The sequence below is a fragment of the Paenibacillus sp. FSL H8-0034 genome (genome assembly GCF_038000305.1).
Taxonomy (GTDB): domain Bacteria; phylum Bacillota; class Bacilli; order Paenibacillales; family NBRC-103111; genus Paenibacillus_S.
The window spans coordinates 3273453-3288499 of the sequence record NZ_JBBOBS010000001.1 but is presented as its reverse complement, the minus strand read 5'-3'; the positions used below and the strand labels follow the sequence as shown (position 1 = coordinate 3288499).

The window sequence follows — 15047 nt, the reverse complement described above, 5'->3', positions numbered from 1 at the left end:
TTCGCGTCCCTCATTTTATGTTCGCAAATTTATTTTTTATTCACAAAACTTTAAGTACATGCTTACGAAGTTAGTTTTGCTTCACAAAACTTTAAGGAGGCTATTCCATGCTTTTCGCCAAAAAAAATGATGCGGATTTCTTACAACTGCTTGTGAAATCTTCAGAAAACACGCTTGAGGCTGCCCAAATGTTTCGTACTGCGGTTATGGGAGATCAACCGCCTGCTTCCTACTGTCCCCAATTAAAGGAATTGGAGCATAAAGGTGATCAAATTACACATCAAATTTACAAAGGTCTTAATAAAGTGTTCATTACCCCCATTGATCGCGAAGATATTATGGAACTCGCGTCCAAGCTTGATGATGTTATAGATGGTATTGAAGCCTCCATAGCGCGTTTTGACTATTTAAATATTAGTATAAGTGATCACTATATGAAGGAATTTTCAGCCGTCATCGTTGCCAGCTGCCAGCATATTCTCGATTCGTTCAAATTACTGTCCAAGAAAAAATATTTACAGATCAGCGAACACACCGTACAGATCAATTCACTTGAAAATGATGCGGACCGTTTGATGCGTGAAGGCATTCGAGAAATCTTTATGAACCCCAAAGATCCCTACCATGATTTCAAATTAAAAGAAATCTATGAGCGTCTCGAAGAAACAACCGATGCCTGTGAGGATGTAGCCAACATTCTGGATAGCGTCATTATGCGTTATTCGTAAGCTGTGTGAAATCGCTAGGAGGAAATTATGTTAACTACATTAATAATCATTGTTGCTTTGGCGCTCATCTTTGATTTTATCAACGGGTTTCACGATACAGCCAATGCGATTGCTACATCAATCTCTACCAGGGCCCTGACACCCAAATTCGCAATCATTTTTGCATCCGTTTTAAATTTTATAGGTGCGATATATTCCTCCGAGGTTGCCAAAACGGTAGGTGGCAAGGTAGCTAATCCGGCAACTATTCCGCATGGCGTCGAAATTTTGATCGCTGCGCTGCTAACAGCTATTATATGGAACCTCATTACTTGGTATTATGGGATTCCTTCCTCCTCATCGCACACCTTAATCGGAGCTTTGGCTGGCAGCGTTATATCCGGTGCGGGCTTTGCAGCTTTAAACTGGAGTGGCTTCAAAGAAATTGTCATTATCCTGGTCCTTTCGCCAATCATCGCCTTCGCCACAGGTTTTCTGATCATGTGGATCATTCGAAAGCTTATCATTGTAAATGGCAACCAATCTCGATCCAAGATGAATCGGATGTTCCGTTTTTTTCAAATCTTTTCTGCTGGACTTCTCTCATTGTCCCATGGTGGCAACGACGCACAAAAAGCAATGGGAATTATGGTATTTGGACTTGTTACTCTTGGCTACCAGACAGAACTGGATGTACCCTTATGGGTCAAAATTTCTGCTGCAACCGCGATGGGCCTAGGCACTTCCATTGGTGGCTATAGAATCATCAAAACGATGGGCAGCCGACTGCTGAAGATTGAACCGATCAATGGCTTCGCATCCGATTTGAATTCTTCGATCATCATTCAAACCTCAACTGCCATTGGCATGCCATTATCGACCACACATGTTATCTCTTCCTCCATCATAGGAACGGGTACGGTCATGAGATTTCATGATGTTAAATGGTCCACTGTTAGTAAAATGGTTATGACCTGGATTATTACCATTCCGATCTCGATGATACTTTCATTTCTTATCTACAAAGTCATTGCTTTATTTGTATAGATCTTCTAACTGCTTCAACATCACAAAAAGACCATTCAAAAGCTTAAAGCTTTTGAATGGTCTTTTTGTGGATTATCATTTTCATACCAGGAGTTAAAAAACTCTTGTCTATGACCCTTACTCTTCATCCAGATAATAAGCAAGGCTTTGCAGCTCCGTAGTGAAATCAGCATGATGAACTCGAATCTCATTCGGCACCTTAATAATGATCGGAGCAAAATTCAGAATGGCTTCTACACCGCCATCCACAAATTGATTAGCAACATTTTGTGCTTCAAAGGCAGGAACGGTGATGATTCCGATCCTCACCTGCAGACTTCTGATGGTTTCCTTCAGCTCTCCCATAGGCTTAACCTTAAGATTGTTAATGGATTCGCCAATCTTCGATTCATGGGCATCAAATATAGCAACAATTTTCATATTATCCCTCAGGTAGGCGTTATAATTGCACAGCGCCCTGCCCAAGTTACCCGCTCCAACCAATGCGACTGGAATGACCTTATCCAGCTTCAGAATTTGACGAATTTTTTCTATCAGATAATCGACATCATAGCCGATTCCTTTTTTCCCAAATTCACCAAAGTAAGCCAGATCCTTACGGATTTGAGCAGGGTTCAGATCAAGCTTCTGACCCAAATCCTGTGAAGAAACGGTGTGCACACTTTTTTTACTGAGTTCATTCAAATAGCGTAAATACACAGGGAGTCTTCGAACAACTGCTTCCGATATTTTGATCGTTTTCATACTTCGCTTTCTCCCATCCATTGCTTAATTCTACCCACTAGCTGATTCGTAGGCATATGTTCGATTTTGGGTCCGGGTAGCGAATACAAAAAGTATTTTCCGTAGGTCGAATCAATAACACGCGTATCGTAAATAATGACAATACCCTTATCCTTGGCTGTACGAACGAGACGTCCAAAGCCTTGCTTGAAACGAATGACTGCTTGGGGTACCGATAATTTCATAAAAGGATTCAGATTCAGTTTCTTCAGGTTCTCCATCTTTGCTTCGACCAAAGGATGGTTCGGTGGTTGAAAAGGCAACCGGACAATCGCCAGACAAGTTAATGCATCACCGGGAATATCGACACCTTCCCAGAAGCTGCTCGTTCCGAGCAATACACTCGAAGGACTATTCTGGAACAGCCGCGTCAGCTTACTGCGGTTGCTGCTATCTACACCCTGGCCTAATACACCTATGCCAAATGGACTCAGCTTCTCTTTTAAAGCCGCGTGGGTTAGCTTCAGCATCCGGTTGGATGTAAATAACACCAGCATACGTCCCTTCGTTTCCAGGGCTACTTCCGCCAGGGACTGAGACAAATTGTCCAGAAAATGTTTATCACCAGAGTTGCTGCGTATGCTGGGAAAATCTCTTGGTATCGCAACCAGCGCTTGCTGACGATAATTGAAAGGCGATTGCAGTTGGACCGTTTTCAGCTTGGCCTCAGGTTCATTGGTATTCAAGCCTAACTGTTCACATGTATAGTCAAAGGATTTGCCAACTGATAGTGTCGCAGACGTCATAATCACACTATCCTTGGCTTCGAAGAAATGCTCCTGAAGCATCGGACTGACATCTACGGGTACACTAATAAGCTGAATGGACTTACTTTTGCTAGTTCCCGCTTCAAGCCAGTATACATAGTTATCGTCGGTCAAAGCCATAAAAAAGTGAAGATTGTCCCTTAGCCTGTACAGTTCCTTCACCGAACCGCTAATGTCGGTCACCAACCCCTGTACATCCAGCACTTCCTGCTGATCTTTTACTTCGTTAAGCACTTTATCCAGCTTTTTCAAAATTTCAGTCAGCTTTAAATACATGTTCTCTTCCAGCACAAGAAGCTTATCCCAGCTTGGTGGTTTGTCATCCTTTTTAAGCCGGTAAACCAATTGTCCGCCTTCAGTTTGCTGGGAAGGGTCAGAACGGGTTGATACCAATTGAAAGAGCAAATCGGTCAATTCATCCCATTCCTCTTTTATCTGCAGCAGAACAGGAAGCATCGCATCCAGAATCTGACTCCACGCAAGACCCTTTTCGCCGTCTGCCCTGCTCAGCTTTGAGCTTAATATGGGAAGTTGTCCATTACGACTATCCTTGTACAGCCACCACAGAGTACCGACAAAAGCACCGTATACGACCTCGATACCCAGATGCTTGCTGGCCACCTCTTCAAAATGATGCGCTTCATCAATGACCAAATGCTTGTAGCTTGGAAGCAGCCGACTTTCTGCCTTCGTATCTGTAAACAGCATCGAATGATTGGTAATCACCAGGTCTGCATTGCTAGCATTGTTGCGAGCCCGGTGGTAAAAGCATTTTTTAAACCACGGACAGGCACGATTCAGGCAAGAATCCGAGTCGCTCGCAACCGAATGCCAGAACTGCGTGCCTTTGCCGCTAAAATGCAGCTCTTCATCGTCGCCATGTTCGGTTTCACTCAGCCACACCAGCATTTGTCCCGCCGTCAGCCGATCTTCCTTGCCATGCTCAAAATCCTGCTGGCCCATCTTGGTCTCAAATTTGCGCAAGCATAAATAATGGCTTCTTCCTTTGAATACGGCAGCACGAAAGCCGACTGGAAATAAATCCATCAACAGCGGAATGTCTCTTTCCCTGATCTGCTCCTGCAAATTGATCGTATGGGTACTAACGAGCATTTTTTTGTCATGCTTTAACCCGTAAAACAAGGAGGGTATTAAATAGCCAAGCGATTTACCTGTGCCAGTACCAGCCTCGATCATCAGATGCCGCTCCTGCTCGAACGCAGCTTCAACCTCGGCCAGCATAATCTCCTGTGCTTCACGATCCTCATAAGCTGTAAAGCGCTCCTTGAGCGCTTGTTTCAGCTGAGCAAAAAATACGGCGAAATCATCTGGCAGCGTTAATAAGTCTTTCTCTTCCCGAACTGAATCCTCTTCGCCCCAGTCCTTGACTGCAAGAGTAAACTGTCGATAATTTTGGCCGGCTGGCTCTTCGTCTCCCGCAAACATTTCCTTGAACATAATCATTTCGCGCACAAACCAGCCAAAGTCGGTCGTAACTTCATCAAATACCATCGATAAGCGCTGCAATGTAAGCAGAGACAATTCCTGAAACCGCTGCAGACAGCGTATCCATAATAGCGCAGTAACCTCTGCGTCACTATCTGCCTGGTGTGGTCGCTCATGCTCAATACCGAAGCTGTTACATACCATACTTAACTGAAAGCTGGATAAGGATGGAAATAATACACGAAGCGCATCAATTGTATCGAGTACTTTACCATCAAACGCAAAATATCCATGCTCATCCAAAGCTCGTTGCAAAAATGACAAATCAAATGCAATCGCATGACCGACCAGTACACAATCCTGCAAAAGTGGCACCATACGGGCCATGACCGTATCCAGCTCGGGCGCATCTTTAACCATTTCATCATCTATGCCTGTTAAAGATATTATAGAAGAAGGTATACTGACCCCTGGATTTACCAGAGAAGTATACCTGTCCGTGATGGTATCATCTACTATTATGACGAGGCCAACCTGAATAATGCGGTCCGTAGTCTGGCTCCCGGTCGTTTCAAAATCCAAAACCGCGAATTTCATTACTCTTCAGATACTCCTTCGTTCTTGTTTCTTTTAAGCATACCAATACTCATCCAAAAAGGGAATAGAAAAATTACCAATAGAAATCAAGCTGTCCTTTTTTTTCACTGCATAATCCCATTTCGAGAAGAGGCTCTACACTGGATGGATCCGATTGAAACGCCAAATTGAAGTACTCGGAGGCCTTGTCTACATTCTGCTCATGCATTTGAATACAACCCATCGCACTGCAGGAAATAGCTTTGATTTGATGATTGTGTGTGCATTGGGATAAGAAAATAAAATGTCCGTAGCTGTCGGATATGTCACCTTTTTGCAAAAAGCTCATGGCTAAATACAGTCTCGCCAAGGTGAAGTCCGGCTGCTCACGAACCAACACCGTAAATTCCCGGATTGCTTCGCTGAACATCATCAGCTTGTAATAGCCCTGCCCCCTTACAAACTCGGCTGTGCGAACGTCACCCAATTCCGTCTTCATTCCGTCGGTTAAAGCCGCTGCTGGCTGCTGGTCCCTGTAAAAACATGCAAGCTTCTCCTCAAACAGCAGCCACTCTTCAATAAAAGTGTCACTCATCGTTTTGAGCATATGCAGCTTTTCCTCAAGCTCCTGCTTGTGCACACCTGCTGCCGCCTTATAATACACAGCAACTTCATCGAGCATTTCATTCATCGAGGTAAAAAGATGTTTGAACATAAGCGCATCCCACCTTAAGCTTTGAGCATACCCTCATTTTTCGCTCGAAAGCCTCTTTTCATTCGTTACAGCACGGTGGAATGAATTTCTTCCTTAAGAACGCTGATAACCTTATTATTTTCGCCCATAATGGCTATACTCGGGGTATGCTTTTTGGCTTCCTCGTCAGACATCATCACAAAGGATAAAATAATGACAGTATCACCGGGATGTACCAGACGTGCCGCGGCCCCATTCAAACAGATCACGCCAGAGCCGCGTGGACCCGGAATGACATAGGTTTCAAAGCGCGCACCGTTGTTGTTGTTCACAATCTGCACCTTTTCATTAGGAAGAATATCGATCATATCAATTAAATCTTCGTCGATGGTAATACTTCCGACATAGTTAAGGTTAGCTTCCGTAACGGTAGCGCGGTGTATTTTGGATTTCAGCATAGTTCTGAACATAGTTGTTAACCTCCTGGTTGTTGCCGCTTATCGATGTAAGCTATTCCTGCAACTGGATAATTACATTGTCAATCAGTCTTGTTTTGCCAAAACGGACAGCCAAAGCGATAATAACTTCCTTCGCATCTTTCACACGTTCTATGGGCTCCAGGTCAGGGTAAGCCAATATTTCCACATAATCGATATCCGCTAATGGCATTTCCTCAATTTGCTTACGTATCGCTTGTTGCAGCTCTGATGCGGGCAAATTCCCACTCATTTCGATAACCTGCTGCTCGACCTGCTTTAACGTACGTGAGAGCACGAGAGCTTGCTCGCGTTCCTCAGGCTGCAGATAAACATTACGTGAGCTCATCGCTAATCCATCCTGCTCACGAATGATCGCACAAGGTACAATTTCTACCGGCATATTTAAATCGGCAACCAGCTGTTTAATAACTGCTACCTGCTGGGCATCCTTCATGCCAAAAAAAGCTGCGTCAGGCTGGATGATTTGGAACAATTTCGTCACGACGATGCCAACACCGTCAAAATGCCCTGGACGCGATGCGCCGCACAGCCGTTCAGTTACCCCAGATACCAGTATTTGCGTCTTGCTAGGCCGCGGATACATTTCAGCTGTTGAAGGGCTAAATACAATATCCGTACCTGCCGCTTTCGCCAATGCCAAATCACGTGCTTCATCCCGCGGATAACGTTCAAAATCCTCATTCGGTCCAAATTGCAGCGGATTGACAAATATACTGAGTATGACAATATCACATTGCTGGCGTGCCGCTTGAAGCAGACTTGCATGGCCTTCATGAAGAAAACCCATCGTTGGTACAAATCCGATACGTATGTTGGGCTTCTCGGCTCTTAAGTTACTTATTGTATCCCGCAAAACTTGTATTTGATGTATGTGCTTCAACCTGGTGCCTCCTCTATTTGCTGCTGCCATACAGAACAGCGGCAACTTCTTCATCCATATGATAAGTATGCTCGCGTGCAGGGAAGCTGCGGTTCTTCACTTCAGCTACATATTGCTTTAACCCGCTGCGGATCGCTTCGCCTGTTTCCGCATAAACTTTGACAAATCGTTTGGGCGTTATATCCGATCCATAGCCCAAAGCGTCATGGAATACGAGAACCTGCCCATCACATTGTGGACCAGCACCAATACCGATAGTTGGAATGGAAAGCTGCTCCGTGATATGCGCGGCTAGCTCCTCGGTTACAAGCTCAAGTACAATCGCATAAGCACCTGCTTGCTCCAAAGCCTTAGCTTCATCCAACAGCCTGCGGGCTTGCTCCGAGCTTTTCCCTTGAATCTTGTAGCCGCCAATTTGATGAATCGACTGTGGCGTTAAACCGATGTGCCCCATAACCGGGATACCTGCCCTTGTACAGGCTGCTACGGCTTCTGTGATCTCCAATCCGCCTTCCATCTTCACCGAGTTGGCTAACCCTTCCTGCATAATACGAGCTGCATTACGAAGCGTTGTATCCAGACTGCCATGATACGTCATGAATGGAAGATCCGTCACGACAAAGGTAGATGTGGCCGCGCGCACAACGGACCGCGAATGATAAATCATATCATTCAATGTGACTGGAATCGTGGATTCATATCCCAGAACGACATTACCTAAGGAATCACCAACCAGGATAGCATCAACACCTGCTTCCTCTGCCAAACGTGCAGAAGGATAATCGTAAGCCGTTATCACAGATATCGGATTACCATCTTGCTTCATCTTTTTAAATTTAGTGACCGTGTTCGCTTTACGTTTCTCCATGTTAACACCTGCTTCCTGTAGCTTAGGTTACCACTATCACAAACAAAAAAACCTTTCAGCCAAGGATAGGCAAAAAGGTCACATGAACTAACATCATATGATCCTTCTGTCTCGGTCCGTTAGGCTCAGAGCAGAATCCGACATATTCCATAAAGCTTTTCAGTTGTTAAACGATTCCATTCACAATAATCAAAAACAGGTTTGTGAGTGCAATTCATCACTGATATCGCCTCATATTAGCTCTATTATAACAAATTTTATATTCAACGAACAGACATTATTTTTGCCGTGAACCAAATTCCACATTACTTGAATACCATTTGGTCAGAGACCCATCGGCAAGTCGGACAACGAGGGCTCCTGCATCATCAATGCCTTCTGCCGTTGCCTCAATCACGCCTTGTGGTCCTTGCGAACGAACCGTACAGCCAAGTGATACATTAAGTGCTTCCCACAAGAGCTTTACAGGCGCAAAGCCATGCTCATGATACAGCTCGTACAAAGTCTCAAGCTCCAGTAAAAATTGGCATAACAGCTGAGTACGATCAATCTGTTGGGCTGCTTCTATCGATAAGGATGTTGCTACCGACCTTAATTCTTCAGGAAAATCGTCCAAATCCAGATTTACACTAATTCCGATCCCTGCTATGACGTGCTGCAGCTTCTCTTCATCGGCACTGGATTCTAACAGGATTCCACTAATTTTTTTGCCTTCAATTAACAAATCGTTTGGCCACTTGATGCCAACCTGAAGCGAGGTTAGCTTACGAATCGATCTGCATAAAGCGACGGCTACCAGCAGCGTAAGCTGAGGGGCAAACTGGAGTGTAATCTGCGGCTTCAGCACCAAACTCATCCATAAGCCTTTTCCTTTGGGAGAATGCCATTTGCGTCCCATTCTGCCGCGACCTGTCGTTTGATGCTCGGCAATGACAAGCGTACCTTCTTCCGCACCTTCAAGCACCATCGCATGCGCCAACGTATTCGTGGATTCAACCTCATCATAATACAGAATCTTGCGCCCTAATACACGGGTCTGCAGCTGCTCCATAATATGCTCGATATCCAGCTTGTCCGGCTTGCTTATGAATCGATAGCCCTTGCGCGGAACGGCTTCAAAGACATATCCTTCCGCACGTAAACGCTCAATATGCTTCCATACCGCGGTACGGCTGCATGCGAGCTTGTTGCTCAGCTCTTCACCGGACAGAAATACATCCGGATTACTGACAAATAATTGTATCAATTGCTCATTAATATTCATACAGATGTACCGCTTCCCTACAGATTATGATATTTGACGAATTGCTCGGCTTCAGCAATCAGCAAGCCGGTTTCATTCGGCGACCGTCCAAGCGCCGTTTCCTGTAATAAATGATTAAGAACCTCAGTGACCCACGGTCCTGGTGGCTTATTCATATGTGCAAGAAGCTCCTTACCCCCGACCTGAAGCTGTTTGAGACTGTCTACGATCAATGCATCAAGCCATTCCTTCCCGCGGCTAAGCACGATAGAACCTGCCTCAACCGTGATGCCATGACTTACCATCCACCGAGGCTCGACAGCCAGAATATCATAAAGTGTAAGCCATGCCGCTTTACCGTAGGTCAAGGCGCCGAGCTTCCATAGATGTTCAAGCCTTTTCTCAAGAGTTGGTTCTTGAACATATTCAGGCTGATTCAGGAGAAGCCCATCCCTAAGCATATAGAATGCCGCTGCCGCCTTATAAACCCGTTTTATTTGATCCACAGAAAAGGTCAGTACTCTCATATCTGCTTCGATCTCAGCTGCATTCAAACCGATTGACAAAAATAAATAGGTCCATCGTGCATCCGATTCCAATAGCAAATGGATAGCAGCCGGCATATGCACCGGATCCAACTGAGCCAGCTTTAAGGCTTGCTTCGTTTCACGGAGAATGCCGCTTGAGACCAGCAACCTAAGAGCTTTCAGCGGATCTGCTCCTGCAATCATCCGTTCCAGCTCCATGCGTACCCGCTCCATTGCGATATGCTTAAGAAGCAGGGAATGCTCACACAAAGCCTTCCATGTTGCTGCCTCCACCTCCAAGCCATATTCTGCGGAAAATCGGATACAGCGAAGCATACGCAACGCATCCTCTGTAAACCGTTCCGAAGCGTTACCCACACACCGGAGCAGCCCGTGCTCCATATCAGCTAAACCACCAAACGGATCAATTAAATTCCCATGCTGATCCAGCGCCATCGCATTCATCGTAAAATCACGCCGCTGCAAATCCTCATGCAAACTGTCAATAAACTGCACTTCGGCAGGACGACGGAATTGCTCATAAGCCGCCTCTTTACGAAAGGTAGTTACCTCATAATGATGAGCTCCAAGGACAACCGTTACCGTACCATGCTGCAGCCCTGTTGGGATCGTGCGTTCAAATAGCTCCAGCACCTGCTCGGGCTTGGCAGAGGTGGCAATATCATAATCCTTGACGGGCCGAAGCAGCTGCTTATCGCGAACACAGCCGCCAACCAAATAAGCCTCGTAACCCTGCTCCTGCAGCTTCGTAAGCACGCTATAAGCCCCTTGCTCCATCATTTCCTTCATTCCTTCACCTAACAGTTTATCGGCCTCAGCTTAATCTCATCCGGAATTGGAAGTCCAAGTACACGATAATACATTTCTTCATATTGTCTGGTTATAAGATCATTACAGAACGTATAACGCGCCCGATATAAGCAGGCTTCTGTCACCTTTTCATATAATGCTGCGTCGGTAAGCAGCTGTTTTGTGTAATGTGCCATTTGATCAATATCTCCGATGTCCGCCAAAAATCCGGATTCTCCATGAACGATCAGCTCTGGAATTCCCCCTGTATTGGACGCAACAGTAGGAACCCCACAAGCCATGGCCTCCAGTGCTACCAAACCAAAGCTTTCCTTTTCCGAAGGGAGCAGCATCACATCAGATAATGATAGCAATTGAGCCACATCATCCTGCTTGCCGCAAAATGTAACCCGATCCAGCAAGCCCAGCTCTTTTACCCTGCACAATACTTTTGATAACTCGGGACCTTCTCCGACAAATAACAGACGACTGGGCACATCCTTGGATACTTGGTTGAATATTTCTACAACATCGGTTACCCGCTTCACAGGTCGAAAGTTTGAAATATGTATTAATATTTTTTCATCAGGCTGGGCAAATTCTTTACGCAGCGCCGTTACTTCTCGTGGGTAGTACACTCGTTTATCAACAAAATTGTAGGCCAAATCAATCGGCTTATCTATGGAAAGCAGTCTGCGCGTTTCTTCAATCAAATCCTGCGACACTGCGGTTACAGCGTCACTCTGATTAATAGCATACCGAATTAAATCACTTAACGACTCATCCTGCGCCAGTACAGTAATGTCTGTGCCGTGTAGGGTAGTCACAACCTTCAAATGATCGCCGACCATCTGTTTGGCCAATAACGCACATACCGCATGGGGGATGGCATAATGTACATGCAGCAAATCGAGACCTTCGAGTTGGGCTACCTGCGCCAGCTTACTTGCTAGTGATAAATCATATGGAGGATATTTAAACACATAATAATCGTTAACTTCTACCTCATGATAAAAAATATTCCGATCAAATTTACCTAGACGAAAAGGCATGCTATGTGTGATAAAGTGGACCTCATGGCCTTTCTCAGCCAACAGTTTTCCGAGCTCTGTTGCTACAACTCCCGAGCCGCCCAACGTCGGATAACAGGTAATACCAATTTTTAGACGTTCCTTCATGGGACTCCCTCCCTTACGTGTAAATTGAAAGCTTCTGTATGAATTAAAATTGTTGAATAAGATAAGGTACCTTCGTGACGAAACCTTCCGCAAAAGCGACCATGCGCTTCTGGCCTAACATATGATCCTTCGCGACGATTCTTTCCAGATAGCCCTGATTGAGCGGCGTGTGGACGTAATCATTGTGACTCCCAACTGTTTCAAACTGGGAGCGATATGCTTGCAAAGCCTTCATTTTCTGCTCATGTATTCCGGAAATGTCAACAAGCAAATCAGCTTCGTAGACATCATTAATAAAGTAAAAATATAAGGCTTCTACTGTATGTGCCTCTGTTTCCGGCTCATAACGTCGAAGCTTTGCATTAAATACCGCCTCTTGAACCAGCTTACTGCAGGCAATATGATCGGGATGACGATCTTCCCAATAAGGAGCAAATACGACACGCGGCTTATGCTTGCGTATTTCCTGTGTTACTGCTGCAACATTCGATGCATTGATCCATAAACCTCGGTCCGGAAGTCCAAGATTACTACGCTCAGCCAGTCCTAGTGCACCCGATGCCAGATTCGCCTCTTGCTGCCGAATTTCTACAGTACCGTTGGAGGACATTTCCGCGTATGTCAAATCACAGATACCTACGCGGTAACCTGCTGCTGTATGCTTGCAAATGGTTCCTCCCATTCCGATTTCCGCATCGTCCGGGTGTGCACCAAAGATGAGCATGTCCAAGGATGAACTCATTAGAGTTCACCTGGCTTATATTTGTGTACTAATTCACGCCATGCAAAATCCCCGCGCTCAAGCGCTTTGACCAAAATTTCCGCGGTCGCAATGTTCGTTGCGCATGGAATTCCTTGCACGTCGCACAAACGAAGCAGCGCAGTAATATCAGGCTCATGCGGCTGAGCCATTAACGGATCGCGCAAAAAAATAATCAGATCCATTTCATTCGTTGCCACCATAGCACCGATTTGCTGATCACCGCCAAGTGGTCCAGACATAAAACGGTGAATGGAGAGCTTCGTAACATCCATAATTCGAGTGCCCGTTGTTCCTGTTGCGTATAAAATATGATTCTCAAAAACCGTCTCATAAGCGATGATAAAGTTCACCATCTCGTCCTTTTTACGGTCATGTGCAATCAATGCGATGTTCATTTCAATAAATCTCCTCTGCGACTTAATCTATAAAATGCTCAAAACCGTATACAATACCCGTGAATTCCATCACTTTGTTAACTGCTACCTTGACTCCCGGCATATAACCTGCACGATCATAAGAATCGTGTCTGATTTTCAAGGTTTGGCCAAAGGCTCCAAAAATAACCTCCTGTTGGGCAAAAACTCCAGGAAGACGTACACTATGTATGCGAAAACCGTCATATAATCCGCCGCGTGAGCCTTCGATCGTTTCTTTTTCATTGGGATTTCCTTGACGCAATTCTTCGCGGCTTTGTGAAATCATCTCGGCTGTTTTAACCGCAGTGCCTGAAGGCGCATCCAGCTTCTGATCCCCATGATACTCGATAATTTCCAGATTCGGCATATATTTAGCCGCCTGTGCAGCAAACTTCATCATCAGTATAGCCCCGATTGAAAAATTAGGAGCTATAATACCACCAATTCCTTGTGCTTTACATTGCTTGTCAAACTCTTCAATATCCTCAGGTGTGAAGCCAGTCGTTCCAATAACAGGACGCACTCTATATTTAATCGCCAAGGCCGTATTAGCGACCACGGAATGAGGTGTTGTGAAATCAACTAATACATCAGGCTTGCCTTCAACAAGTGCCAGCTCCAGGTCGTTCGTGATCTTAACACCGCACGGCTCAAGACCAACGGCTCGGCCTGCATCTATCGACGAGTCTGCGGAGTGGCTGATTGCAGCTACCAGTTCCAAACTCGGATCCTCCAAAACCATTTTTACAACCTCACGGCCCATACGGCCGCTCGCTCCGGCTACAGCTACACGAATTTGAGTCATCTATATCCAATCCTTTCGTCGTTCATTCGAATCATTATTTTTTTCTTTTAATCGCTGCTGATACTCCAGTAACAATCGCTTTCCCATTTCATGCTGAGGGTCCAGCTCAAGTAAGGTGTGAATGGTACTGATGGCTTGTTCATATTCCTTAAGCATAGCGTACCCGTGTCCCAGCAGCAAATAAGCCTCCAAACATAATGAATCCAGCTCTATAGCGCGCTTCAGCAGTGAAACAGCCAGCCAGAGCTGCCCTTCGTTATCAGTAAGATGGCGTTCTGCTTTTACCATAAATGCCTTGGCCTGAAGATTTTGAAGGTGCAGTTGATAAGTATTTTCATGGCTTTCCATTTTGACAGCCTGCCTCGCGTGTTCAATTGCTTTGTTAAGCTTGTTGCTCCGGGCATAGGTAATCGATAACTTATAATGAAAGGCAGCGTTGTGAGGATTCATCGCAATCGCCCGCCCAAACCATTCCACTGCCTGCTCAAAATCATGCATTAAAATTGACTCATAGGCCTTCTTGATCTGCTCTTCTCCATCCATGCTGCCCATTCCCTTCTACAAAGGTGATGGTTTAGCATATGATAATTATTCCGTATCGGTGTTTATTTTTGTCCAGCGGTCTGCATCTCGGGTCCGAAACTTGTGCATAATTTTATCATGCGCTTCGGTAAGATCAAGCCCCAATGAATTCGCAAAACATATGGTAATAAACAAAATATCACCGAGCTCAAGCTCAATCGAATTGTCAGCTTCTGAGGATTTTTTTGGCTTTTCGCCAAATTGGTGATTGACCTCGCGAGCGAGCTCGCCAACCTCTTCAGACATCCGCGCCAGCATGGACAACGGACTAAAATACCCCTCTTTAAACTGTGATATGTAAGCATCTACTTCCTGCTGCAGCTCTGCGAGCGTCCGTTCTGTCATTGCGAAATCGTCACCAGCCTTATTCCAAATATACACTATGTTCAGGACAAAAAGGAGTGAGTGAACCTCGTTATAAGCCCTTCTTACCATGTTATCGCAAACAGGATAGG

16 protein-coding genes are annotated in these 15047 nt (G+C 45.3%); 2 read left to right on the top strand and 14 right to left on the bottom strand.

The genetic code is table 11. The annotated features are described in order from the left end of the window. Positions 1-107: 107 nt before the first annotated feature. Positions 108-728: a DUF47 domain-containing protein gene (locus tag NST47_RS14750; protein WP_341155811.1), complete on the top strand. Its 621-nt coding sequence runs from the start codon at positions 108-110 to the stop codon at positions 726-728. Between the two features lie 27 nt (positions 729-755). After that, positions 756-1754, top strand: coding sequence for an inorganic phosphate transporter (locus tag NST47_RS14745; RefSeq protein ID WP_341155810.1), 999 nt, complete (start codon positions 756-758; stop codon positions 1752-1754). A 117-nt stretch (positions 1755-1871) separates the two neighbouring features. Here NST47_RS14745 and NST47_RS14740 read toward each other — a convergent pair whose 3' ends face one another. From NST47_RS14740 to NST47_RS14675, 14 genes are all read right to left on the bottom strand, one after another. Continuing rightward, on the bottom strand, positions 1872-2498 hold the full coding sequence (locus NST47_RS14740; protein WP_076227515.1) for a redox-sensing transcriptional repressor Rex: 627 nt from the start codon (positions 2496-2498) through the stop codon (positions 1872-1874). Beyond that, positions 2495-5347: an ATP-dependent DNA helicase DinG gene (gene dinG, locus NST47_RS14735; protein ID WP_341155809.1), complete on the bottom strand. Its 2853-nt coding sequence runs from the start codon at positions 5345-5347 to the stop codon at positions 2495-2497. Before dinG ends, NST47_RS14740 begins: the two co-directional genes overlap by 4 nt. 73 nt (positions 5348-5420) lie before the next feature. Then, positions 5421-6041: a tetratricopeptide repeat protein gene (locus tag NST47_RS14730; protein WP_076227520.1), complete on the bottom strand. Its 621-nt coding sequence runs from the start codon at positions 6039-6041 to the stop codon at positions 5421-5423. Between the two features lie 65 nt (positions 6042-6106). After that, on the bottom strand, positions 6107-6490 hold the full coding sequence (panD, locus tag NST47_RS14725) for an aspartate 1-decarboxylase (protein ID WP_341155808.1): 384 nt from the start codon (positions 6488-6490) through the stop codon (positions 6107-6109). A gap of 40 nt (positions 6491-6530) precedes the next feature. Then, the gene (gene panC, locus NST47_RS14720; RefSeq protein ID WP_341155807.1) at positions 6531-7400 is read right to left on the bottom strand and encodes a pantoate--beta-alanine ligase; all 870 of its coding nucleotides are present in this window, start codon (positions 7398-7400) and stop codon (positions 6531-6533) included. A 13-nt stretch (positions 7401-7413) separates the two neighbouring features. Next, positions 7414-8268 (bottom strand): 3-methyl-2-oxobutanoate hydroxymethyltransferase, encoded by an 855-nt coding sequence (gene panB, locus NST47_RS14715; RefSeq protein ID WP_341155806.1) that lies wholly within the window; start codon positions 8266-8268, stop codon positions 7414-7416. Positions 8269-8545: 277 nt separating this feature from the next. Beyond that, positions 8546-9532 carry a biotin--[acetyl-CoA-carboxylase] ligase gene (locus NST47_RS14710; protein WP_341155805.1) on the bottom strand — a complete coding sequence of 329 codons (987 nt, stop codon included), beginning with the start codon at positions 9530-9532 and terminating at the stop codon, positions 8546-8548. Between the two features lie 17 nt (positions 9533-9549). Further along, complete coding sequence (locus tag NST47_RS14705; RefSeq protein ID WP_341155804.1) at positions 9550-10848, bottom strand: CCA tRNA nucleotidyltransferase; 1299 nt, start codon at positions 10846-10848, stop codon at positions 9550-9552. A gap of 8 nt (positions 10849-10856) precedes the next feature. Then, positions 10857-12026 (bottom strand): N-acetyl-alpha-D-glucosaminyl L-malate synthase BshA, encoded by a 1170-nt coding sequence (bshA, locus tag NST47_RS14700; RefSeq protein WP_341155803.1) that lies wholly within the window; start codon positions 12024-12026, stop codon positions 10857-10859. A 43-nt stretch (positions 12027-12069) separates the two neighbouring features. Further along, the gene (gene bshB1 / locus NST47_RS14695; RefSeq protein WP_341155802.1) at positions 12070-12768 is read right to left on the bottom strand and encodes a bacillithiol biosynthesis deacetylase BshB1; all 699 of its coding nucleotides are present in this window, start codon (positions 12766-12768) and stop codon (positions 12070-12072) included. Beyond that, positions 12768-13184, bottom strand: coding sequence for a methylglyoxal synthase (locus NST47_RS14690; RefSeq protein ID WP_076227535.1), 417 nt, complete (start codon positions 13182-13184; stop codon positions 12768-12770). Before NST47_RS14690 ends, bshB1 begins: the two co-directional genes overlap by 1 nt. 22 nt (positions 13185-13206) lie before the next feature. After that, positions 13207-14010 (bottom strand): 4-hydroxy-tetrahydrodipicolinate reductase, encoded by an 804-nt coding sequence (dapB, locus tag NST47_RS14685; RefSeq protein ID WP_341155801.1) that lies wholly within the window; start codon positions 14008-14010, stop codon positions 13207-13209. Continuing rightward, positions 14011-14553, bottom strand: coding sequence for a tetratricopeptide repeat protein (locus NST47_RS14680; protein ID WP_341155800.1), 543 nt, complete (start codon positions 14551-14553; stop codon positions 14011-14013). Positions 14554-14598: 45 nt separating this feature from the next. Further along, on the bottom strand, positions 14599-14937 hold the full coding sequence (locus NST47_RS14675; RefSeq protein ID WP_076227541.1) for a nucleotide pyrophosphohydrolase: 339 nt from the start codon (positions 14935-14937) through the stop codon (positions 14599-14601). Positions 14938-15047: the final 110 nt, after the last annotated feature.